This window comes from Kitasatospora sp. NPDC048194 (assembly GCF_043202455.1).
In the GTDB taxonomy this organism is placed as follows: Bacteria; Actinomycetota; Actinomycetes; order Streptomycetales; family Streptomycetaceae; genus Kitasatospora.
This window is the reverse complement of sequence record NZ_JBIDAK010000006.1, coordinates 14,022-37,095: the sequence shown is the minus strand read 5'-3', so window position 1 is coordinate 37,095 and position 23,074 is coordinate 14,022. Positions and strand designations below refer to the sequence as shown.

The 23,074-nt window shown below is 71.5% G+C and carries 17 protein-coding genes, 1 tRNA gene and 2 pseudogenes; 12 read left to right on the top strand and 8 right to left on the bottom strand.

What is annotated here, in order from left to right:
• The first annotated feature begins 24 nt into the window (after window positions 1-24).
• From ACGF07_RS10255 to ACGF07_RS10245, 3 genes are all read left to right on the top strand, one after another.
• On the top strand, window positions 25-192 hold the full coding sequence (locus ACGF07_RS10255; protein WP_359792242.1) for a hypothetical protein: 168 nt from the start codon (window positions 25-27) through the stop codon (window positions 190-192).
• A 75-nt stretch (window positions 193-267) separates the two neighbouring features.
• Window positions 268-1,227: an aKG-HExxH-type peptide beta-hydroxylase gene (locus ACGF07_RS10250; RefSeq protein ID WP_392897111.1), complete on the top strand. Its 960-nt coding sequence runs from the start codon at window positions 268-270 to the stop codon at window positions 1,225-1,227.
• 554 nt (window positions 1,228-1,781) lie between these two features.
• A complete protein-coding gene (locus tag ACGF07_RS10245; RefSeq protein WP_392897109.1) occupies window positions 1,782-3,302 on the top strand; it encodes an ISL3 family transposase in 1,521 nt (506 codons plus the stop codon).
• Window positions 3,303-3,741: 439 nt separating this feature from the next.
• Here the strand turns inward: ACGF07_RS10245 and ACGF07_RS10240 are convergent.
• Window positions 3,742-3,815 (bottom strand) — tRNA-Gly (locus tag ACGF07_RS10240).
• Between the two features lie 277 nt (window positions 3,816-4,092).
• Between ACGF07_RS10240 and ACGF07_RS10235 the strand changes: the two genes are divergently transcribed.
• Both ACGF07_RS10235 and dcd read left to right on the top strand, forming a co-directional pair.
• Window positions 4,093-4,314 (top strand): hypothetical protein, encoded by a 222-nt coding sequence (locus tag ACGF07_RS10235; RefSeq protein ID WP_350743745.1) that lies wholly within the window; start codon window positions 4,093-4,095, stop codon window positions 4,312-4,314.
• Between the two features lie 72 nt (window positions 4,315-4,386).
• On the top strand, window positions 4,387-4,962 hold the full coding sequence (gene dcd / locus ACGF07_RS10230) for a dCTP deaminase (protein ID WP_392897108.1): 576 nt from the start codon (window positions 4,387-4,389) through the stop codon (window positions 4,960-4,962).
• A gap of 66 nt (window positions 4,963-5,028) precedes the next feature.
• On the opposite strand, the gene ACGF07_RS10225 is transcribed toward dcd, so the two are convergent.
• The 4 genes and pseudogenes from ACGF07_RS10225 to ACGF07_RS10210 form a co-directional block, all read right to left on the bottom strand.
• The gene (locus ACGF07_RS10225; protein WP_392897106.1) at window positions 5,029-5,919 is read right to left on the bottom strand and encodes a metal-dependent hydrolase; all 891 of its coding nucleotides are present in this window, start codon (window positions 5,917-5,919) and stop codon (window positions 5,029-5,031) included.
• An 85-nt stretch (window positions 5,920-6,004) separates the two neighbouring features.
• On the bottom strand, window positions 6,005-7,117 hold the full coding sequence (locus ACGF07_RS10220; protein ID WP_392897104.1) for a Yip1 family protein: 1,113 nt from the start codon (window positions 7,115-7,117) through the stop codon (window positions 6,005-6,007).
• Window positions 7,118-7,299: 182 nt separating this feature from the next.
• Window positions 7,300-8,373: pseudogene (locus ACGF07_RS10215) on the bottom strand (sugar phosphate nucleotidyltransferase); the annotation flags it as partial.
• Window positions 8,374-8,663: 290 nt separating this feature from the next.
• Entirely contained in the window at window positions 8,664-10,889 is a 2,226-nt protein-coding gene (locus tag ACGF07_RS10210; RefSeq protein ID WP_392897102.1) for a (Fe-S)-binding protein, read from the bottom strand.
• 369 nt (window positions 10,890-11,258) lie between these two features.
• Between ACGF07_RS10210 and dnaK the strand changes: the two genes are divergently transcribed.
• The 6 genes from dnaK (at window position 11,259) to ACGF07_RS10180 (ending at window position 18,028) form a co-directional block, all read left to right on the top strand.
• Window positions 11,259-13,100, top strand: a complete 1,842-nt coding sequence (gene dnaK, locus ACGF07_RS10205; protein ID WP_392897100.1) for a molecular chaperone DnaK — start codon at window positions 11,259-11,261, stop codon at window positions 13,098-13,100.
• A complete protein-coding gene (gene grpE / locus ACGF07_RS10200; protein ID WP_350743739.1) occupies window positions 13,097-13,717 on the top strand; it encodes a nucleotide exchange factor GrpE in 621 nt (206 codons plus the stop codon). Before dnaK ends, grpE begins: the two co-directional genes overlap by 4 nt.
• 223 nt (window positions 13,718-13,940) lie before the next feature.
• The gene (gene dnaJ / locus ACGF07_RS10195; RefSeq protein WP_350743738.1) at window positions 13,941-15,086 is read left to right on the top strand and encodes a molecular chaperone DnaJ; all 1,146 of its coding nucleotides are present in this window, start codon (window positions 13,941-13,943) and stop codon (window positions 15,084-15,086) included.
• A gap of 7 nt (window positions 15,087-15,093) precedes the next feature.
• Window positions 15,094-15,621 carry a heat shock protein transcriptional repressor HspR gene (locus ACGF07_RS10190; protein WP_350743737.1) on the top strand — a complete coding sequence of 176 codons (528 nt, stop codon included), beginning with the start codon at window positions 15,094-15,096 and terminating at the stop codon, window positions 15,619-15,621.
• Window positions 15,622-15,830: 209 nt separating this feature from the next.
• On the top strand, window positions 15,831-16,823 hold the full coding sequence (locus tag ACGF07_RS10185; RefSeq protein ID WP_350743736.1) for a helix-turn-helix domain-containing protein: 993 nt from the start codon (window positions 15,831-15,833) through the stop codon (window positions 16,821-16,823).
• Between the two features lie 587 nt (window positions 16,824-17,410).
• Complete coding sequence (locus tag ACGF07_RS10180) at window positions 17,411-18,028, top strand: hypothetical protein (RefSeq protein ID WP_392897097.1); 618 nt, start codon at window positions 17,411-17,413, stop codon at window positions 18,026-18,028.
• Here ACGF07_RS10180 and ACGF07_RS10175 read toward each other — a convergent pair.
• The 3 genes from ACGF07_RS10175 to ACGF07_RS10165 form a co-directional block, all read right to left on the bottom strand.
• Window positions 17,998-19,029: a LuxR C-terminal-related transcriptional regulator gene (locus tag ACGF07_RS10175; RefSeq protein WP_392897095.1), complete on the bottom strand. Its 1,032-nt coding sequence runs from the start codon at window positions 19,027-19,029 to the stop codon at window positions 17,998-18,000. The genes ACGF07_RS10180 and ACGF07_RS10175 overlap by 31 nt on opposite strands.
• Before the next feature lie 59 nt (window positions 19,030-19,088).
• Entirely contained in the window at window positions 19,089-20,081 is a 993-nt protein-coding gene (locus ACGF07_RS10170) for a LuxR C-terminal-related transcriptional regulator (RefSeq protein WP_350743733.1), read from the bottom strand.
• 677 nt (window positions 20,082-20,758) lie between these two features.
• The gene (locus tag ACGF07_RS10165) at window positions 20,759-21,886 is read right to left on the bottom strand and encodes a TDT family transporter (protein ID WP_392897093.1); all 1,128 of its coding nucleotides are present in this window, start codon (window positions 21,884-21,886) and stop codon (window positions 20,759-20,761) included.
• Window positions 21,887-21,957: 71 nt separating this feature from the next.
• Here ACGF07_RS10165 and ACGF07_RS10160 point away from each other — a divergent pair.
• Window positions 21,958-22,854: pseudogene (locus ACGF07_RS10160) on the top strand (LysR family transcriptional regulator); the annotation flags it as partial.
• Between the last annotated feature and the right edge of the window lie 220 nt (window positions 22,855-23,074).

The following is a 23,074-nucleotide window of genomic DNA, read 5'->3' as shown; positions in this document are numbered from 1 at the left end:
CCAATCCACCTGCGAGGAGGACCCATGGAGAACCCCGACCAGTTCAGCGAGTTCGTCAGCGCCGTGGCTGCCCTGCACGACGACGGGCCGGTGCGGATCACCGCCCACACATCCAACGCGTCGCCGCACGGCTGGAACACCTCCCGGTCGAACGTGACCGCTGAGGCGCCCACCGACGACACCCAGCTGTAGCCCCACACAGGACCCGGCGCGTCCGGTGCATCGCGCGCTGCACCGGACGCACCACCCGCCCGAGGAGACGTGACCATGCCCGAGCCCTTGACCGACCAGCTCTTCCACCTGCCCGGCCTCCAGGAACGGAAGGCGGAGCGCACGCGACGCATCGCGGACCTCCTCGGCAGCAACCTCGACGGCCACGGCCCGACCGGCGGAGCAGTCGCCCACGCGGTCGCGCACCACCTGCTCGAAGGAGCCGAGCAGGCCGCCACCAACCGTCACGGCGACCTGCTCTCCTGGTACCGGCGCACCGAGCTGCGCGACCTCGCGTACCTGGCGTCCGCAGACTCCCGCAGCGGCGCTCACCTGCTGCTCAACCCCGAGGACGGGAAGCTCCTGCAGTCGCCGCTCTCGGAGACGGCCTACTACCTCCTCGCACCGGAGACCACGGCTGCACCGGCCCGGCTGCATGAGCTACTCACTGCGGCCCTGGGATCCGCCCGCAAGCACGGGTTCGGTGACCTGCTCGACCAGCACGCGCCGATCGTCTGCCTGCTCGAACGACGGGAACTGCGCGACACCCTCTTCAGCTGGAGCATCACCCGCCTCCCCGGCACCGTGTTCACCGACTACACCGACGCCACCGAAGTCCTCGCCCGCGACCTCCTCCACGAGGCCGGCCACCACTGGTTCAACGAAGCCCTGGCCATGGCATCGGTCTCGCTGCCGGACGATGTGACCTTCTACTCGCCCTGGCGCGAAACCGACCGGCCCGCCTTCGGGTTCCTCCACGCTTGTTGGGCGTTCTCCCTCACCGTGATCTACAGCGCCGCCGTCCTCGACGACGTCCCACCTGCCGTCCACGCCTTCCTGAGCGACTACCTGGCCGTACAGTCCCGCCTCCTGCTAGCGGCGGCACGGGACTTCGCCGAAGCCGCCACCTTGATCACGTCGGAGCCGCTGCGAGCACGAGTCGCCTCGGCGGTCGACACCGCACTGCAGTGCACGCGGAGTGTCCCGAGGCCGACCGAGGAGGCGAGCTCCTGTTGACCGAACTGGCGTTACCGCACGCTGTGTTACCGGCCATCGCCGAGTTCGCCCATGGCGGCCTGCCCGCCCCAGCCTCCACGGACGACGGTAACCACTGGGTCGACGGATTCTGTTGGCTCTACTGCGGCGAGCGGTGGACCCGAGTCCTGTGGATCGGCCCCGCAACCGTGGCTGGCGCCCAGGCGCCGATGTACGCCTGCGGAGCCTGCATCCGAGGGCTCCAGGAACGGGTCTGGCGGTCGCTCCTCCTCAGCAGCGAACCCCCGGCTCCCATCCCGCCGTGCACTGCCGAGGAAGAACACCCAGCCAGCAGCGCACGGTCGGGCCGTCACCGTCGCGCCAGCTGGCCATTCCGGCGCCAGTAGGTCCCGAACCCACCTTGGGGGCCGCACCGGCTACCGGCTGTCCGTGGCCTGTTGCTCGGCTACGGCCTGGCGGGCGAGGTCGGGTGTGTCCAGCCAACGGCTCTTACAAGATTTTCGTAGCTGATGATTGTTTCAACTCGCCTGTGGTGTCGCCTTGTTGACGGTGAGACGCTGTCTGGGTGTGTTGTCATGGTGGGGGACCTGCTGCCGCAGCTGGCCGCGGTGCAGGTTGAGCGCGTGGAGGCCAGCGGGGATCTGCTGAGGATCACAGCCCGGACCAGGAATGACTTGCCGGCGACGTGCCCGTTGTGCGGGCAGTCGTCGGACTGGGTGCACTTTCGATACGAGCGGCATGTCGCAGACGAAGCGGTGGGCGGTCGGGCGGTCGTGATCGACTTATCGGTGCGCCGCCTGTACTGCGAGAACCCGGCCTGCGAGAAGGTCACCTTCGCCGAGCAGATCGACGGGCTGACCCGGCGTTACCAGCGTCGCACTCCTGCTCTGCAGAAGGTGGTCGACGCGGTCGCCGTGGCACTGGCCGGGTCGGCCGGGGCCCGCCTGCTGGGCGTGCTGCACCACGCGCTGACCTGGGCGAGCGTGCTGAACTGCCTGATGCGCATCAGCCTGCCCGCCCGGGTCGTCCCGCGGGTGCTGGGCATCGACGAGTTCGCCCTGCGCCGGGGCCACCGCTACGCCACCATCCTGATCGACGCCGCCACCGGCGAGCGCATCGATGTCCTGCCGGACCGCAAGATGGAGACGGTGACCGCCTGGCTGAAGGCCCACCCCGGCATCGAGGCCGTCTGCCGGGACGGAGCCGGGAGCTTCGCCCAGGCCACCACCGACGCCGACCCTGCGATCACTCAAGTTTGCGACCGCTGGCACCTGTGGCACGGACTGGCCGAGGCTGCACAGAAGGAAATCGCAGCCCACAGCGCGTGCTGGGCCAAGGCCGGGCCGCCCCTTCGGGAAGGCACCCGCGCCGCGACCACCCGCGAGCGGTGGCAGCAGGTCCACCAGCTCCTCGAGGCCGGGGTCGGCCTGCTGGAATGCTCCCGCCGCCTGGGCCTCGCGCTGAACACTGTCAAGCGCTATGCCCGTCACACCGAGCCCGAGCGCCTGGTCCGGGCGCCCCTCTACCGGCCCACCCTGGTCGACCCCTACCGCGAGCACCTGCGCCGACGCCGGGCCGAGGACCCCGCCGTGCCCGTCACCCACCTCCTGCGCGAGATCAAGGAACTGGGCTACACCGGCAGCGCGAACCTTCTGGTCCGCTACATCAACCAGGGCCGGGTCGAGGCCGACCACGCCAGCCTCTCCCCGCGCAAGGCCGCCCGCCTCCTGCTCACCGACCCCGACCACCTGCGCGAGGACCAGCGAGTGCTGCGTGACCAACTCGCCGGAGCGTGCCCGGAGATGACTGCCCTGGCAGACGCTGTAGGCGACTTCGCCGCCCTCCTCACCCCAAAACCGGCCAACGCCGAGGCGCTGACCGGATGGATCACACGGGTCCGGGCCACGGACCTGCCGTTCCTGCACGCCTACGCCACCGGCCTCGGGCGCGACCGCGCCAGCGTCGACCACGCCCTCACCCTGCCCTGGCACAACGGCCGCACCGAGGGCGTCAACAACAAGATCAAGCTGCTCAAACGGCAGACCTACGGCCGCGCCGGACACCGCCTTCTACGCCAGCGCATCCTGCTCAGCTGACCCAGGGCCCAGGACGATCACCGACTACGAAAATCTTGTAAGAGCCCCTCCTCGGCGCCTCCCCCACCCGGAGGCGCATCGCGAGCATGGTAGGCGACCTGCCGACTCAGTGTCCCCCGTTTCCAGGCGCCAGCCTCCACCGGCTTCCTGGATTGTCCGGCCCCTACAAGGACGTCCCGCCGTTCGTCATGATCGACGGTCGACCACCGGTGCGCAGGTCACGCATCCCACTCGACCAACTTCGTGACACAGACCACAAAAAGTTGATCTCGCCATTTGAGACGATTGTTGTGCGCCCGCCCGAGAGGTGCGGTCGACGGGCCGAAAAATCCGCTACCGGTGCCCACGCCAGCGACCATCTGGCACGAATCTGGCACGACTGACCCAAATTGGTCCAGACAACAAACAAGCCGCAGGCCTCTGGCCTGCGGCTTTGCGCTGGAGCGGGCGACGAGAATCGAACTCGCGCTCTAAGCTTGGGAAGCTCATGTTCTACCATTAAACTACGCCCGCCTGATGAGAGGTCAGAGACCGCTCGATCCGGTGCCACTGTACCCCATCCGTGACTGTGGTTGCACGGCTGGTCCGAGGACGTGGCGGAGCCGGGTGGGGGTGGGCGGGGGGCGTACTGTTTGGGCCGCGTGTGGTGCTCCGGCGGGTGTGGGTTCGGGGCGGCGAGCCATGGTGAGGAATGTCCGGAACATCCCCTAATGTGACGCTGTCCCGGGGCCTGGCCGCCGGGGCGCGATGAGTACGGGTGAGTACTGGGTTAGGGATGGGAAGGGGACCGATGGAGCAGCGCGCCGTCGTTCGTTGTGCCGAGGGGCACCTGTTCAGCACCACCACGTTCCCGATGCAGAACCTCGGCCCCGGTCGGCTCGGGCCCGGGCGGTTGATCCGCTGTCCGCAGTGCGGGCGGCTCCGGAGCTCGGTGCTGGCCGACGTGCAGGAGCTCTCGACGACGCAACTGGCGCGGGCGATGCGGATGGAGGCCGCGGAGTTCCTGGCCTGACGGCCGTCGGACGGACACGAGGGGCCCCGGGCGGATTCGTCCGGGGCCCCGTCGTGCACGTAACCTCGAACCGTGCTGCTCTCTGACAAGGACATCCGGACCGAAATCGACCTGGGCCGGGTCGTCATCGACCCCTACGACCCGGCGATGATCCAGCCGTCGAGCATCGACGTGCGCCTCGACCGCTTCTTCCGCGTGTTCGAGAACCACAAGTACCCGCACATCGACCCCTCCGAGGAGCAGCCGGACCTGACCCGGCTGGTCGAGCCGGAGGGCGACGAGGCGTTCATCCTGCACCCGGGCGAGTTCGTGCTGGCCTCGACGTACGAGGTCATCACGCTGCCCGAGGACGTGGCCTCCCGGCTGGAGGGCAAGTCGAGCCTGGGCCGGCTGGGCCTGCTCACCCACTCCACGGCCGGCTTCATCGACCCCGGGTTCAGCGGTCACGTGACCCTGGAGCTGTCGAACGTCGCGACGCTGCCGATCAAGCTCTACCCGGGGATGAAGATCGGGCAGCTGTGCCTGTTCCGGCTGTCCTCGCCGTCCGAGCACCCGTACGGCTCGGCGCGCTACGGCTCGCGCTACCAGGGCCAGCGCGGTCCGACGCCGTCCCGCTCGTACCTGAACTTCCACCGCACCGAGGTCTGATCCCGGCGGAGTGCACGCACGGCGGGCGGCCGTCCCCACGACGGGGGCGGCCGCCCGCGGCGTTCGTCAGGCCCGCTTGGGGCTGGTGACGGCGACCAGCTCGGTGCCGTCCTCGGAGAGCCGCAGCTCGGTGCGGAGCTCGGCGAGCTCGCCGAGGTGGTGCAGGTGGGTACCGCCGCAGAAGATCTCGGCGGGGCCCTCCGGCAGTTCGCAGTGCCACTGGCGGCGGGCGGTGAGCTCGGGCCCGGGCACCTCGATCCGGACCGGGGCGTCCGCGGCGACCCACGCGGCGAGCCGGGCGTTGACGGCCTCGGTGAGGGCGGGCAGGGCGTCGGCGAGGGCCGGGAACTCCTCGGTGGCGTCCACCGTGAAGCCCTTCTTCTTCAGGGACTTGCCGAGCCGGTAGGTGTCGGTGCTGGCGTGGGTGTCCATCACCGAGCTCGCCATCGCCAGGCTGTCGAAGTCGGGGTTGCCGAAGGCGTCCGAGCGGCCCGGGTCCTTGCGCCAGCGCGGGGCGAGCGCGGCGTTCAGGGCGAGGGCGAGCAGGTGGCAGCCGCTGTGCGAGGCGCTGAGGGCGGCGCGGCGCTCGGCGTCGACGGCGAGGACGGCAGTACGGCCGGTGAGGTCGCCCGGGTCGGTGTCCAGGACGTGCAGGACCAGCCAGGACCACTCCTCGTCGCCGCGCTTGACGGGGATGTCGGCACCGACCAGCGGCGCGCCGCCGTCCGGGCCGACCGCGCCGGTGAGGCAGTCCACGACGGCCAGCTCGGTGCCGTCGACGGTCAGGGTGCCGTGGTCGGCCGGCTGGTCGGGCCAGGTGTGGTCGAGCGGGTGGAACGGGGTCGACTCGGTCACCACCGCGTACCGGCCGTCCTCCAGCGGGTGCACCGCGAGCACCGGTGACTCTCCGGTCACCGCCCCGGCCGGGAAGCTGACGTGGGTGGTGGGGAGGGGCATGGCTGGCTCCTGGCTGGGGCGGAACGAGGGCGGGCGGGCCGTGGGCCTTGCGGCCCGGCCCGCCCACCATTCTGCCTGCCGCCGTTCAGCCCAGCGTCGGCAGCTTGATCAGCACCAGCAGCGCGACCAGTTGCACCGCCGCGGCGGCGGCCGCCTTGCCCCAGGGCAGGTCGTGCACCCGGCGGACCATGGCGGTCAGCAGGTACGCGCAGAACATCCAGGTGGCCCAGCCGACGGCCTGGACCACCGCGCTGCCGGAGGGCAGCACCAGGTCGAGCAGCAGGCGGGGCGCGTCGGTGAGCCAGCCGATCAGCGCGGCCAGGCCGACGGTCGACTTCCACGGGCCGTCGCCGCCGAGCTGGCGGGCCAGGGCGTAGGTGACCGCGCCGAAGATCCCGCCGACCACGGTGAAGCAGACGGCGCCGGCCAGCAGGCCGGTCAGCGCGACGGTGAAGGTCGAGTTGACGATGTCGTCGCGGGTCAGCCCGATGCCGAGCACCGCGAGCACGCCGTAGAGCAGGGAGACGGTGAGCGCGGGCAGCCAGACCTGGTGGTCACGGGTGCGGTCGAAGATCGCGGTCGGGTTGCGGAGGAGGCCGGTGAACAGCTCGCGCCACTGCGGGCGGGGTCCGGCGACGTGCGGGGCGGACTGGCCGCCCGCCCGGTAGACGGCGACGTTGTCCTGGCCGTACGGCGCGTGCGGCTCCCGGCCGTACGGCGCGTGCGAGTCCGGGCCGTAGGGCGGTTCCTGCCCGTAGCCGCCCTCGTAGCGGCCGTCGTAGCCGCCGTCGCGGCCGCCCCCGTAGCCGCCGTCGTGGCCGCCGTGGTCCGGCCCCTGGCCGTACCAGCCCTGGTCGTGGCCGGGCTGGGCCGGGTACGGCGGCTGTCCGCCGTACGGGTCGCCGACCGGGAAGGCCCGGGTGCTGCCCGGCCGGTCGGCCGCGTACGGGTCGTACCCGCCACCGGGCACCCCGCCGGGGCCGCCCGGCGCGCCGTCAGCGCCGTCAGCGCCGTCAGCGCCGTCAGCGGCGGCAGCCCCCGCCGGGCCGCCGGCCGCCGCCGGGTGCGGGGCCGTGAAGTACTCCGGCCCGTCCGGCTGCCCGTACCCCCCGGGCGCCCCCGCCGGCGGCGGAGCGGGCGACCACCCGCCGTGCGGGCGGTCGGCGCCCTGACCCCTGTCGTATCGATTACCAGCCACGCTCCGAAGGTACCCGTCCGGCCCAGCGCACGTCGGCCCCGGACGGAGCCGGGGCCGGTTTGCAGCGAGCCTGAGACGAACGGGGCCGGAGGCCCCGGCCGGCGGCGCTACCGCTGGGCGGTGACCGACGGCCCGTGCACCGCGGCGGCCGCGGTGGTGCCGGCCGGGCAGCCGCCCGGACCGGCCGAGGTGCGCACCGCGCCGACCGGCAGCAGGGTGCCGCAGGCGATCCGGACGCCGCTGGGCAGCTCGTTGTCGGACTCCACGATCGCGCCGTCGCCGATCACCGCGCCGTCCAGTGCCGAGCGGTCGCCGACGGTGGCGAAGGCGCCCACGATCGAGTCCTTGACCAGGGTGTCCGGGCCGATCACCGCGCCGGGCAGGATCACGCTGCCCTCGACGATCGCGCCGGCCTCGATCACCGCGTCCTCGGCGACCACGGTGCCGCCGCTGAGCACCGCGCGCGGGTGGACGGTGGCGCCGGGCAGCAGCAGGGCGTCGCCGGTGGGGCCGGGGACGGCCGGGGAGTCGACCTTGCCGAGCACCAGGTCGGCCGAGCCGCGGACGAACGCGGCCGGGGTGCCGAGGTCCAGCCAGTACGAGGTGTCGACGACGCCGCGCAGCAGGGCACCGGTGGCGAGCAGCTCGGGGAAGGTCTCGCGCTCGACGGACACCTCCCGGCCGGCCGGGATGCGGTCGATGACGGACCGGGTGAAGACGTAGCAGCCGGCGTTGATCTGGTCGGTGACGATCTGCTCCGGCGTCTCCGGCTTCTCCAGGAACTCCAGCACCCGTCCGTCCGCGTCGGTCGGGACGAGGCCGAAGGCCCGCGGATCCTCGACCCGGGTGAGGTGGAGGGTGACGTCGGCCCCGGCGGCCACGTGGCCATCGCGCAGGGCGGCGATGTCCAGCCCGGACAGGATGTCCCCGTTGAAGACCAGGACCGGCTCGTCGGGGCCGCAGGTCAGGCCGGAGGCGGCGTTGCGGATGGCTCCGCCGGTGCCCAGCGGCTCGCGCTCGGTGAGGTAGACCAGCTCGATGCCGTACGGGGTGCCGTCCTGGAAGTGGTCCTCGAACACCTCGGCCAGGTACGAGGTGGCCAGCACCACGCGGGTCACCCCGGCAGCGGCCGCGCGGGCCAGCTGGTGGGCGATGAACGGGACACCCGCCACGGGCAGCATCGGCTTGGGGGTGTGGGTGGTCAGCGGACGCAGTCGCGTGCCCTTACCACCGACGAGCATGATCGCCTCGGTCATGGTCTGCGCTGTTCCCCTTGTGGTCTCTGCGGCCCGGCCCGGTGGGCCGTACCTCCGTCGGTGTTCTCGACCCGTTCGGAACGGGCCGACCGGCCTCGCAGCCGGTCCGGCGCCTACTGTATTTCCTTCCGACCGAATGCCAGTCCGGCGGCCGTGCGACCGGCGTCACCCGCCGTCCGCCCGGCGTGCGCCCGGACGTCGGCCGTGGCGCCGAAAGGCCCGGCCCGGCGGGCGCGTTGGGTGCGTCCACCGGGCCGGGCGGTTGTAGCAGAACTGTCGAACAGCGGTCGCTACGCGCCGACGGTCGCCGGCTCGTCCTCGGCCGCGGCGGGCGGGGTCGCCTTCACCGAGTCGAGCAGCAGCTGGGCCACGTCGACCACCTTCAGGTGCTCCTTGGCCGCGCCCTCGTTCTTCTTGCCGTTGACCGAGTCGGAGAGCATCACCAGGCAGAACGGGCAGGCGGTGGAGACGATGTCCGGGTTGAGGGACAGCGCCTCGTCCACGCGCTCGGTGTTGATCCGCTTGCCGATGCGCTCCTCCATCCACATCCGGGCACCGCCGGCGCCGCAGCAGAAGCCGCGCTCCTTGTGCCGGTGCATCTCCTGCTGGCGCAGACCGGGGACCTTGTCCATGATCTCGCGCGGCGGGCTGTAGACCTTGTTGTGGCGGCCCAGGTAGCAGGGGTCGTGGTAGGTGATCAGGCCCTCGACCGGGTTGACCGGGACGAGCTTGCCCTCGTCGATCAGGTGCTGGAGCAGCTGGGTGTGGTGGATCACCTCGAAGTGCCCGCCGAGCTGGGGGTACTCGTTGGCGATGGTGTTGAAGCAGTGCGGGCAGGTGGCCACGATCCGCTTGGTCGGGGCGTCCTCCAGCGCGGCGTTCAGGGTCTCCACGTTCTGCGCGCCGAGCATCTGGAACAGGAACTCGTTGCCCAGGCGGCGCGGGGAGTCACCGGTGCAGGTCTCCTCCTTGCCGAGGATCGCGAACTTCACGCCCGCGGTGTGCAGCAGCTCGGCGAAGGCCTTGGTGGTCTTCTTGGCGCGGTCCTCCAGGGCGCCGGCGCAGCCGACCCAGTAGAGGTACTCGACCTCGGCGGGGTCGATGTCCTCGCCGATCACCGGCACCTCGATGCCGGTCTCCTTCTTGAGCTCCTTGACCCAGTCGAGGCGGGCCTTGGTGGCCATGCCCCACGGGTTGCCCTTGTTCTCCAGGTTCTTGAGCATCGTCCCGGCCTCGGTCGGGAAGTTGCTCTCGATCATCACCTGGTAGCGGCGCATGTCGACGATGTGGTCGACGTGCTCGATGTCCACCGGGCACTGCTCGACGCAGGCGCCGCAGGTGGTGCAGGACCACAGCACGTCCGGGTCGATGACGCCGTTCTCCTCGGCGGTGCCGATCAGCGGGCGGTCGGCCTCGGCCAGGGCGGCCGCCGGGAGGTCCTTGAGCTGTTCGGCGGTGGCCTGCTCGGTGCCCTCCATGTCCTTGCCGCCGCCGGCCAGCAGGTACGGCGCCTTGCCGTAGGCGTGCTCGCGAAGGCTCATGATCAGCAGCTTGGGGGAGAGCGGCTTGCCGGTGTTCCAGGCGGGGCACTGCGACTGGCAGCGGCCGCACTCGGTGCAGGTGGAGAAGTCGAGGATGCCCTTCCAGGAGAAGTGCTCGACCTGGGAGACGCCGAAGACGGCGTCCTCCGCCGGGTCCTCGAAGTCGATCGGCTGGCCCTTGCTGGTCATCGGGCGGAGCGCGCCGAGCGCGGTGCCGCCGTCCTCCTCGCGCTTGAAGTAGATGTTGAAGAAGCCGAGGAAGCGGTGCCAGGCCACGCCCATCGAGGGGTTGAGGCCGATGGTGATGGCCCAGGCGAACGAGATGCAGATCTTCAGCATCGCGAACAGGTAGACCAGGTTCTCCAGGGTGCCGTGCGACAGCCCGCTGAGCGCGGAGACGATCGGGTAGGAGACCAGGTGCTCGGGGCCGTAGGAGTCGACGCCCGCCAGGGCGCCCTCCAGCGCGCGGAGCATCAGGATGCAGAGGCCGATGCCGAGGATCGTGTACTCGACGTAGAAGGCCTGCCAGGCGATCGAGCCGGCGAACCGGGACTTGCGGCCCGACCTGGACGGCAGGCTCATCAGCCGGATCACCATCAGGGTCACGATGCCCAGGGTGGTCAGGGTGCCGACGAGCTCGACGAAGAGCTGCCAGATCATCCAGTGGCCGATGACCGGCAGTTCCCACTCGGCGTCGAAGAGCTGGCCCATCGCGTTGACGATGGTCAGCACCAGGCTGAAGAAGCCGACGGCGACGAACCAGTGGGCGATGCCGACGATCCCCCAGCGGTTCATCCGGGTGTGGCCGATGAACTCGACCGCCACGGTCCTCACCCGCTGGGCGGGCTTCCCGAAGCGGGTGGAGTCCGGCGAGCCGGTCAGCACCACCCGGAAGATGTGCCACGCCGCACGAAGGGCGAGCGCGGTGCCGATCACGAAGGTGACCAGCGAGATGACGATCGCTGCTAGCTGCATCGGCTCTCCGTCTCCTGCGGCTTGCGGTTCAGCAGGGTCTGTGGTTCCACGGTTTTCTGAAGTGAGTGTACTGGTCGGTAACTTTCCGGGCCGACGGCCCGGACATTACCTGTCAACAACAGGCCACCAGAAGGTTCCCAAGCTATGGCGGCAGTCACGTGACTCCCACGCGCCGCACCCGATCGAGCCCGATTCGGAATCCGGCGGGCCGACCGGCCGGCGGCCGACCTCCGCCCGCCGCCGGGCTCCGGCGCCCGACCGTTCGGCTCAGCAAAGTTGAGCCGCCCGCACTCAAAGCTGTTGACGGCCCCGGACGGGTCGTGCATCCTTGAGCCTGTAAAGCTCAACTCTTCCGTGGAGGTACCTACGATGGCACGCGCGGTCGGCATCGACCTCGGCACGACGAACTCGGTCGTCAGCGTTCTGGAGGGTGGCGAGCCCACCGTCATCACGAACGCCGAGGGCGCTCGGACCACGCCGTCCGTCGTCGCCTTCGCGAAGAACGGCGAGGTCCTGGTCGGCGAGGTGGCCAAGCGCCAGGCGGTCACCAACGTCGACCGCACCATCCGCTCGGTCAAGCGCCACATGGGCACCGGGTGGAAGATCAACATCGACGGCAAGGACTTCACGCCGCAGCAGATCTCGGCCTTCGTGCTGCAGAAGCTGAAGCGCGACGCCGAGGCGTACCTGGGCGAGACCGTCACCGACGCCGTCATCACCGTCCCGGCGTACTTCAACGACTCGGAGCGCCAGGCCACCAAGGAGGCCGGCGAGATCGCGGGCCTCAACGTCCTGCGCATCGTCAACGAGCCCACCGCGGCCGCCCTGGCGTACGGCCTGGACAAGGACGACCAGACCATCCTGGTCTTCGACCTCGGCGGCGGCACCTTCGACGTCTCCCTGCTGGAGATCGGCGACGGGGTCGTCGAGGTGAAGGCCACCAACGGTGACAACCACCTCGGTGGTGACGACTGGGACCAGCGCGTCGTCAACCACCTGGTGAAGGTCTTCCAGGCCGGCCACGGCGTCGACCTGTCCAAGGACAAGATGGCCCTGCAGCGTCTGCGCGAGGCCGCCGAGAAGGCCAAGATCGAGCTGTCCTCGTCCTCCGAGACCTCGATCAACCTGCCGTACATCACGGCCTCCGCCGAGGGTCCGCTGCACCTGGACGAGAAGCTCACCCGCGCCCAGTTCCAGCAGCTGACCGCGGACCTGCTGGAGCGCTGCAAGGTCCCGTTCCACAACGTGATCAAGGACGCCGGCATCTCGCTCTCCGAGATCGACCACGTCGTCCTGGTCGGCGGCTCGACCCGCATGCCGGCCGTCGCCGAGCTCGTCCGCGAGCTGACCGGCGGCAAGGACGCCAACAAGGGCGTCAACCCGGACGAGGTCGTCGCCATCGGCGCCTCGCTCCAGGCCGGTGTCCTCAAGGGCGAGGTCAAGGACGTCCTGCTGCTGGACGTCACCCCGCTGTCCCTCGGCATCGAGACCAAGGGCGGCATCATGACCAAGCTGATCGAGCGCAACACCACGATCCCGACCAAGCGTTCCGAGATCTTCACGACGGCCGAGGACAACCAGCCGTCCGTCCAGATCCAGGTCTACCAGGGCGAGCGCGAGATCGCCGCCTACAACAAGAAGCTCGGCATGTTCGAGCTGACCGGCCTGCCGCCGGCGCCGCGCGGCCTGCCGCAGATCGAGGTCACCTTCGACATCGACGCCAACGGCATCATGCACGTCGCGGCCAAGGACCTCGGCACCGGCAAGGAGCAGAAGATGACCGTCACCGGCGGCTCCTCGCTGCCGAAGGACGAGGTCGACCGGATGCGCCGCGAGGCCGAGCAGTACGCCGAGGACGACCACAAGCGCCGCGAGGCCGTGGAGACCCGCAACTCCGCCGAGCAGCTCGTCTACTCGACCGAGAAGTTCATCGCCGACAACGCCGACAAGCTCCCCGCCGACGTCAAGACCGAGGTCGAGACCGCCATCGGTGAGCTCAAGGAGGCCCTGAAGGGCGAGGACATCGCGAAGATCCGCGAGGCCTCGGAGAAGGTGTCCACCACCGCCCAGAAGCTCGGCCAGGCGCTCTACGCCAACGCCGACGCCGCCGGTGCGGCCGGGGCCGGTGAGTCCGCCCAGGCGAAGGACGACGACGTCGTCGACGCCGAGATCGTGGACGACGAGAAGCCCAAGGGCGGTGCGTCGGCGTGACGGACAAGCCGCAGGGCGGCAAGCCCGGCGACGACTCCGCCGCCGAGGAAGCCGTGATCAAGGCAGCCGAGGAAGCCGCCTCGGCGGGTGCGGGCGAGGGCTCCGACGAGCTCGCCACGGCCAAGCGCGAGCTGGCCGAGCGCACCGGGGACCTGCAGCGGCTGCAGGCCGAGTACCAGAACTACCGCAAGCGGGTCGAGCGCGACCGGCTGACCGTCCGCGAGATCGCGGTCTCCAACATCCTGGAGTCCCTGATCCCCGTCCTGGACGACATCGGCCGCGCCCGCGAGCACGGCGAGGTGACGGGCGGCTTCAAGTCCGTCGCCGAGTCCCTGGAGACGGTCGTCGCCAAGCTGGGCCTCCAGCAGTTCGGCAAGGAGGGCGAGCCCTTCGACCCGACGCAGCACGAGGCACTGATGCACAGCTACTCCTCGGATGTCACCGTGGACACCTGTGTGCAGATCCTCCAGCCCGGCTACCGCATCGGCGAGCGGATCATCCGCCCCGCCATGGTCGCCGTCGCGGAGCCCCAGCCGGGCACCCAGACGACGTCCGCCCCGGACGCCGAGGCGAAGCCCGCCGACACGGACGAGTCCGACGGTGGCTCGGACAGCTGACAACCTGTGACAGCTGACAACCAGTGCGCTGCGGAGTCGAACGCCGGCAAGTCGAGCGGCCGGCTCCGCAGCGCGCTGTCAACGGCTCTTCTTCCAGCGGCTGTTGACAGCACAGTGACGATGGACATCGGGAGGTGGCGGGAGCCGTGAGCGAGCGCAGCGAGCGAACCATCCAGGGGTGCGCGGACCGCTCAGCGGCTGCCGGGCGCAGCGAGGTGGGCGCATGAGCGGCAAGGACTTCGTCGAGAAGGACTACTACAAGGTCCTCGGCGTGCCCAAGGACGCCACCGCCGCCGAGATCAAGAAGACGTACCGCAAGCTGGCGCGCGAGTTCCACCCGGACGCGAACAAGGGCGACGCCAAGGCCGAGGAGCGCTTCAAGGACATCTCCGAGGCGTACGACGTCCTCTCCGACGACAAGCGCCGCAAGGAGTACGACGAGGCCCGCAGCCTCTTCGCCAACGGCGGCTTCCGCACCGGCGGCCCCGGCACCGGCAGCTACGGCTTCGACTTCGGCGACCTCTTCAGCGGCAGCCAGGGCGGCGGCGGCCTCGGCGATGTCTTCGGCGGCCTCTTCAACCGGGGCGGCGCCCGGCAGGCCCAGCCCCGGCGCGGTGCCGACGTCGAGACCGAGGTGACGCTCTCCTTCGAGGAGGCGGTCGACGGCGCGACCGTGCCGCTGCGGATGACCAGCCAGGCTCCCTGCCGGACCTGCAACGGCACCGGCGCCAAGTCCGGCACCACCCCGCGGGTCTGCCCGACCTGCGTCGGCGCCGGCACCGTCAGCCGCGGCCAGGGCGCCTTCGCGCTCTCCGAGCCGTGCAAGGACTGCCGCGGCCGCGGCATGATCGTCGACGACCCGTGCACCGACTGCCACGGCAGCGGCCGGGCCAGCTCGGCCCGCACCATGCAGGTCCGCATCCCGGCCGGTGTCCAGGCCGACCAGCGGATCCGGCTCAAGGGCAAGGGCGCCCAGGGCGAGCGCGGCGGCCAGCCCGGCGACCTCTACGTCACCGTGCACGTCGAGCCGCACCCGGTCTTCGGGCGCAAGGGCGACAACCTGACCGTCACCGTCCCGGTCACCTTCCCCGAGGCCGCCCTCGGCGCGACCATCGAGGTGCCCACCCTCGGCGGCCCCACCGTCAAGCTCAAGCTGCCCCCGGGCAGCGCCAACGGTCTCACCATGCGCGCCCGCGGCAAGGGCGCCACCCGCAAGGACGGCACCCGAGGCGACCTCCTCGTCACCGTCGAGGTCGTGGTGCCGCAGCACGTCACCGGCGACGCGCTGAACGCCCTCGAGCAGTACCGCGAGGCCACCGCCTCCGACGACCCACGAGCCGCCCTGTTCCGGGCGGCGAAGGGAGCGTGACGACCAGATGAACCCCGACTCGATGACACCCGACAGCCCGATCGGCCCCGGGCTCGGCGAGGGCCTGCCCGGCGACGGCCCCCGCCGCACCCGGCGCGCCGCCACCGCGCCGCCGCAGTACGTGCTCACCGAGGACACCCCGGTGTACGTCATCTCGGTGGCCGCCGAGCTGTCCGGCCTGCACCCGCAGACCCTGCGCCAGTACGACCGCCTCGGCCTGGTCAGCCCCGACCGCACCGCCGGTCGCGGCCGCCGCTACTCCGCCCGCGACATCCAGCAGTTGCGGGAGGTCCAGCGGCTCTCGCAGGACGAGGGCATCAACCTGGCCGGCATCAAGCGGATCATCGAGCTGGAGAACCAGGTCGCCGCCCTCCAGTCCCGCATCACCGAACTGGTCGACTCCCTCGAGGGCGCCGCCGCCGCGCTCCAGCAGCGCGAGGCCGCCGTCCACGCGTCCTACCGCCGCGACCTCGTCCCGTACCAGCCCCCCACCCCGCAGTCCAGCGCCCTCGTCGTCTGGCGCCCCAAGCGCTGACCCGCGGGCCCGCCTGCTCCGCCAGCCGCCGGCTCCCTCCTGTTCGGGGGGTGCCGGCGGCTGGCGTGTGGTGAGAGAGTGCTGCGGCAAGGGGGGCGATCGCCACCTGGGACGACTCCGACCGGATCCTGCAAGCCGCATAAGATCCTTGCTGCAGTAGCCATCCGTCGCGTTGACTAACTTGTCCGGTCAACACAGGGAGACCAAGAATGAGTGGGCGAGAAGGAGCAGGTGCCGCGCCAGGCGGACTCCGCGTCCTGTCGGAGGATGCCCGCACGCTCTATCTGAAGGCCGTGAGCGAGAGCGGTCGGCTGAGCCGGAATGCCTGCGATTCCGGCGAGGATTCCGCCCTCCAGGAGTTGCTGGACCTCGGGCTGCTAATTCTCGACAACGAAGAGCCGGACGCCTATTTCGCCGTCGACCCGACACAGCTGTCGGCAAGCCTGAGTTCGACGTGGCAACGGCAGGCGCTCGACCTTCTGTCCCGCGCGGTGGCGTTGCCGACGGAGCTCAGCGAACTCGCCGAGGCTTTCCACGCACCGAACCAATCCGGCGGTCCCATCGAATACGTCCGGGGCCGCGCCCTGATCAATCAACGGCTCCAGCAATCCGCGGCCAGCGGGTGGACGGAGGGACTCGCCATGCAACCGGGCGGACCGCGCCCGGCCGAGTTGCTGACCGCATTCCTGGACCGCGATCTCGACATGCTCCGGCACGGCGCGTCGATGCGGACGATCTACCACGCGAGCACCCGCTACCACCAGCCGACCAGGGACTACGTGGCCCAGCTGGCGAAGGCCGGTTGGCAGTTCCGCACCCTCGACGAGCCGTACACCAGGCTGATCGTGGTCGATCGGAAGCTGGCGGTGATTCCCGTGGCGGGCGACACCATCGCCGCCTTCATCTACGACCCCGCCGTCATCAACTTCCTCGCCGAGGAGGTCTTCGAGCGGAGCTGGAACAGGGCGCTCGAGTTCGAGGGGGACCGCACGGTCCCGCGTCAGGTCGTGTCGCAACTCCGGCAGACCATCATCGAGCTCCTGCTCTCCGGAACGAACCACCGCGTCATAGCGCGGCGGCTCGGCATCAGTGAGCGGACGCTCGCCCGGCATATCGCCGAGATGAGGGAGGACTACAACGTCGACTCCCTCTTCCAACTCGGCTATGTGCTAGGCCGCTCCCCGCGAGAAGAAGACGCGTAGGAAACGCTCCCTCAAAGGAGCGGCTTTTCCAGCACCTCGGCCGGGCCGTCAGTGCGGCACGGACTCACCCTCAGGTCCCGATGCCCCAACCGGCCAGGCCTCACCAGTGGATGTCGTCGCTCACCGAAACCGCCGCGGTCGTGGAGACGCCGGCCTGCTCGCTGCCGACAACAGCCTGAACCCCAGCCAGCACAGCCGCGCCGAGGACAACCGAAAGCGCAACCGTGCGGACGAGTCGGTACATAGGGGACACGGACCCACCCCTCCTTCTCTCAAGAGCTCCGTGAGCTGGATCTAATAGCACTAGCGTCCACATGATGCCGCAGACCTCACAGCGGTGTCATCTCCCCGACTCCACAGAGAGCGTCATCTCTCTGCCAGTCATCCAGATGACAGGGCGGGACGCTGGACGGGGCTGCAACCGCTGATAGACGATCATTTCGTCCCCGATGGTGCGGCGAAAAGGCAAACTTGCCGCTGTACTGTCAAATATCCGGCTGATCTCTTCGACTTTTCCGAAGCAGCAACCAACCGCAGCGCCTACCGGCACCGCATCCCCACCCGGTCGGCCTTTCCCCGGAGTCGACATGACCGAGCCCTACCTGCGTCACCACGACAGCCAGGCCCCTGAGGGCCGGCGTGCACGCGTGTTCCTGGCCGCGCCGCTGATGCGCCTGACCGGTCCCGCGGACAGCGTGGTGACCCTCGCCAGCCGGACGCGGCTGACGACGCTCCGCACCACCCTCCTCCGCAGCGGGGCCGCCGTGTACAGCGCGCACCACAGCGACGCCTGGACCGTCGCCGGCCGCGCCCCCGAGCCCCGGGTGCCCTCCGACTTCCGCGCCCTGCAGTCCGCCGACCTGGTCTTCGCCTACGTCGGAGCGCCGCTCTCGGCCGGCGTGAGCCTGGAGCTGGGCTGGGCCTCGGCCCTGCGGAAGCCGATCGTCCTGCTCGTCGACGAGGCCATCACCCACAACCCCCTGATCGCCACCATCGAGCAGGTCGCCCCCGTCCTGCCGCTGGTCTTCGACGACACCTGGTCGCAGGAGGCCCTCAACCACACGGTGGAGACCGCACTCGACTGGGCCGGCATGGCGCTCTCCCTCCGCGAGGGCTTCTGGACCGCCCCGGGCGAGCAGTTCAACGTCCCCCGGCAGAAGTCCGCCCTCCCCGGTTACTGGCCGACCGGCGCCGCCACCGGCTGAGCAGGACCCACGGGGGCTCGCCCACCGGACTCCCCCGTCCGGGCTCCCCGCATCCGCCAGCCCAGTTGGAACAGTGTCTCCGCGTCGTAGGACTCGCGCAGCCGGGCGATGTGACCGGCGACGGTCCGCTCGCTCAGCCCCATGCGGCTGGCGATCGCCCGCTGCGTGAGTCCCCGGGCGAGCAGGCGGCCCACCTGCTCCCGGGTCACGGACTCGTTCGAACCGTCCGTCAGTGCCGCCCAGTTCACGCCCTCGGCCTGCTGCCAGTGCGTTTCGAAGCTCCTCACCAGGAAGTCGACCACGATCGGGTCCTCGACGAAGGCCGCGCTGCTCGCGTCCGGCGCGGCGGGGATCACCGCGACCGTCCGGTCGAGGACCATCATCTTCGTGAACGGCACCGCCAGGACCCGGAGGTGGCAGCCGAGCTCGGTCAGCCGCGCGGCCAGCCGGACCGACGGGCCGTCGGTGAGCACCGACGCCCCGTAGACCGTGCGGAGTGCGCCGCCGGACGCCACGTAGCGCCGGGCGTGGTCCACGATGTCATCGGCGGCCTCCGCCGGCCGGGCGCCGCCCGGGTGGAGGCAGAGCGCCTCGCTGCGCAACTCCTCGGTGAGCCTGGCGATCTGGTGCCGGATGTCCTTCGCCCCGACGACCACCCGACTGGTCCGCGTACGGTCGCGGTCGTGGCACCGAGGGGCGGCGTCGTAGGCGTTGGTGAGGTCACCGAGGAGGTCGGGCACCTCCTCGGCCTGCACCAGCAGTCGGGTCCCGGCCGTGCGCAGGTCGGCCGCGATCCGGGCGGAGACCGAGCGCGGGTTGATCGCGCTGAGCGAGCCGTCCGACAGGTACGGCTTCAGCAGCCCCAGCTCCAGCAGCGCCTGGACGGTCTCCGCGTCCTGCTGCGGGATGTCGGCGATGCGGATCCGGCCGCCCTCGCGCAGGATCGCGCGGTAGAGCTCGCGGGCGGCCTCGTCGAGCAGGGCGAGGCTGCGGTCGGTCATGGTCGTTCTCCTCTCGTCTGCCGGGCGTCCCGTCCGGACGCGTCGCCGGGCCCGGTCCGTCAGTCCTCGCGGGAGCCCCGCATCAGCCAGCCGAGCTGGAAGAGGGTCTGGGCGCCGTAGCGGTCGCGCAGCCGCGAGATGTGGGCGGCGACGGTGCGTTCGCTCAGCCCGAGCCGGGTGGCGACGGCGCGCTGGGTGAGGCCGCGGGCGAGGAGGCGGCCGACCCGGTCGGGGATGGTGCGGGCGGGGCCCTGGCCGAGGCAGGCGGCGGCCTCGGTGGTGTCGGCGCGGGCCCAGTCGCGTTCGAAGGCGCCGATCAGGAAGGCGAGGGCGGCCGGGTCGCTGATGAAGGCGGCGGTGCTGTTGTCGTCGTTGGCGGCGATGACGGCGACGCTGCGGTCGAAGACGATCAGCCGCTGGAAGGGCTCGTCGAGGACGCGGATCTGGGAACCGTGCCGGGTGACCTCCTCCGCGTAGGCGAGCGCGGGCGGGTCGGCGAGCGCGACCGGCTGGTAGATGGTGCGCAGCGAGCAGCCGCGCTGGAGCAGTTGGACGTCCTGGGCGAGGGCGATCTGCAGGGTGTCGGCGGGCCGGTGGCCTGGCTGGGCGGTGAGCACCTCGGAACGGCAGTCGGAGACCAGTTGGGAGATCCGCTGGCGGATGTGGACGTGGCCCTCGACGTAGACCGCGCCGCCGGGGCGGCCGGACGGGCGGGGCATGGCGTCGTAGGCGCGGGTGAGGGTGTCCAGGGCGCCGGGGAGGTTCTCCGCGCGGACCAGCAGGCGGGTGGCCGCGCTGCGCAGTTCGGCGCCGACGCGGTCGCTGACCGAGCGCGGGCTGACGGCGGTGTAGCAGTGGTCCATCCGGTTGGCCATGACCAGGCCGATGTCGAGGAGTTGCCGGAGCGCGTCGCGCTCGCTTTCCGGGACGTCGGTGAACGGGATGCGTCCGCCTTCGGCGATGATCGCCAGGTACAGCTGCCGGGCCGCCTCGTCGGGTTCGCCGCCCGCGGGTGGCGTCCGGTGCGGCGTGACCGCCGGTTCCGCCGTCACGTCGTACTCCCCCTGCCGGACGCCTCTGCCGTGGTACTGCCCCTGGCCGGTCGCGCGGGCCTGGGGTGCGCGGTACCGGTCTCCGGGCGTGTTCACGGTACCGGCCGAACGGCGGGCCCCCGGGGCCGGGTGCCGTCGCACACCGGCCCCGGGGGCCGCCATCGGTACGCCATGCCAAGGCGCTCCCGGCGAGGCGGAGCAGCAACGCCTCGCCGGATCCGGATCCGGAGTCCATCACCACACATGGACCCCGGCCGGTGCTCTTCCCCCCCGTTCCACGGCCGCGGGTTGTCGCAGCCGCGGTCAGTCCGAAGAGCAAGTCGCCACCATCGGGCTGCGGTTGCCCGGACGACCTGGCGCACCTCCACCTTCACAGCGTGACGGCCGGCGGACAAGTGGCGCCCGAGTGCAGGTTCGCGCAATTGCAGGTACCTGCACGCGGGCTCGGCCGGCGCACCCCCGGCGGCGGGCCGGATTCCGGTGAACACCGAGGCCAGCGCGGGGTACGGGCAGCGGACGGCGGTTCCGCCGGTCGGCCGGGCACGGTCGTCCTGCAGCTGCGCGTTCCTGCAACTGCGGCGCGCTCCTGAGCCGGCGGGCCGGAAGCAGGGGATCCTCCCGGCCGGCGGCGCCCGAGCACCCCTGCCGGCTCGGCGGGCTCGGCGGGCTCGGCGGGTTCAGCGGGTTCGGCGCGCGAGCAGCCGGCCGCGGGCCAGCCCGGCCGCGGTGCCCCGCGCCGCCAGCACCCAGGCGACGAGCAGCAGCAGGTAGAGCCCGGTGGCCAGCCCGGTGAAGCCGCCGAAGCCGGTGTGCCGGGCGAGCGCGGCGGCGCCGGTGACGCAGGTGCCGATCGGGAAGGTGTACGCCCACCAGGTCATCGCGAACGGCATCCCGGCCCGGCGGGCGCGCAGGTTGGCGGTGACCGCGACGGCCAGCCAGAGCATCGCGACCCCGAGCACCGCGACGCCGTACAGCTCGGCGAGCGGTAGCAGGACGGAAGCCGGCCCGGGCAGCACCGGGCGGGCGGCGTCGGCGAGCTGGTGCACCGCGGTGACGGACTGGCCGAGCGGGCCAAGCACCAGGAACAGGGACGGGGTGAGTGCCAGGGCGGGCAGCTTGGTGTGGAACAGGCCGGTGAACACCACCGGCAGCAGCACCAGGGTGGCCAGCAGACCGACCCCGAACAGCGCGCAGCAGCCGTACAGCAGGGCCTGCTGCGGCTGCCCGGCCGGGAGATGCGGGACGAGGGCCGGGCCGCAGGCGGAGGCGACCAGCGGGGCGACCACGGGCAGCAGCCAGGTCGGGTTGGCCTCCAGGACGGAGACCGGGTGCCGGGTGATCATCAGGTACGGGATGCCGGCGGCGACGGTCAGCGCGTACAGGGTGCCGACGCCCCACAGCACGGCGTCCACGGCGACCGCCGGGCCGGTACCGATGACCCGGGAGCCGAGCGTCAGGGTGCCGAGCCCGACCGCCAGCAGCGCCATCGGCGGGCAGCCGTAGAAGACGGCGGTGGCCGGCTCGTCCAGCAACTGGGCCCGGGCCGCCGCACGGTGCCGGGTGAGGTGGACCAGCCGGGCCGCGGCCAGCACCAGCAGGGCGGTCAGTCCGAGCGCCCACATCACCTCGCCGAAGCCGATCAGCCCGGGCAGGCGTACCGGCAGGGCCGCGGCGCCGTTGGCGACGATCGCGGTGCCCATCACGGTGGCGTACCAGTTGGGGCCCAGTCGGGAGAGGTCGAACCGGGCGGCCCTGGTACGGGCGGTGGGGCGGGTGAGCGGGCGGACGGCGGCCGAGGTGGACATGGACAACACCCTGCCCGGGCGGCCCGGCCGCCGGTAGCGCCGCGGTTTCTATGGGGGCATAGGCTGGACCTATGGCTCTCTCCCCGCGCGTCCCCGAGCTCGGCGCCCTGGAACTGCTGCTCGCGGTGGCCCGGCTGGGCAGCGTCGGACGGGCCGCGGCCGAGCTGGGCGTCAGCCAGCCGACGGCCAGCGCCCGGATCAAGGGCATGGAGCGGCAGATCGGCGTGCCGCTGCTGGAGCGCTCGCCGCGGGGCAGCCGGCCGACCGACGCGGGCCGGCTGGTGGTCGAGTGGGCCCGGCAGGTGGTGGAGGCGGCACAGGCGCTGGACGCCGGGATCGACGCGCTGCGCGAGCGGCGGGACGCCAAGCTGCGGGTGGTGGCCAGCCTGACCGTCGCGGAGTACCTGATGCCGGGCTGGCTGCTGGCGCTCGCCGAGGCCAGTCCGGGGACGGCGGTGACGCTGCGGACGGCGAACTCGGCGGAGGTCGCCGGGCACGTGCTGGCCGGGGAGGCCGACCTCGGCTTCGTCGAGGGCCCCTCCACCCCGCCGGGGCTGGCCGGCGCGGTGGTCGCTGCGGACCGGCTGGTGGTCGTGGTGGCCCCGGGCCACCCGTGGGCACGTCGGCGCACCCCGCTGACCGGGGCGGAGCTGGCGGCCACGCCGCTGGTGCTGCGCGAGCCCGGCTCGGGCACCCGGGAGGTGCTGGAGATGGCGCTGACCCCGTACGGGGGCGCCGTGCGGCCCCGGTTGGAGCTGGCCTCGTCCACCGCACTGAAGGCGGCGGCGATGACCGGCGCGGGGCCGGTCTGCCTGAGCGAGCTCGCGGTGGTGGAGGAGCTGACCACCCGGCGGCTGGTCGAGGTCCCGCTGGCGGAGGAGCTGGACCTGCGGCGGCCGCTGCGCGCGGTCTGGCCGGCCGGACACCGGCCGGGCGGGCCGGCCCGGGAGCTGCTGGGGCTGACCCGGCGGGCGAACGGCCCGACCTTGAAGCGCAAGGTCCGGGCCCTGGGGAGAACCACGCCGGGAGAGGGCCGGGCGGACGACCGGCCGGAGGGCGGGTCGGAAAGCGGGCCGGGGGGCGGGTCGGAAAGCGGGCCGGGGGGCGGGTCGGAGGGCGGGCCGGAGTACCGCGCGGAAAGTTGAGCGGAATAGACTCAACTTAGTGCATGCTGTAGCCAGCAGCAGT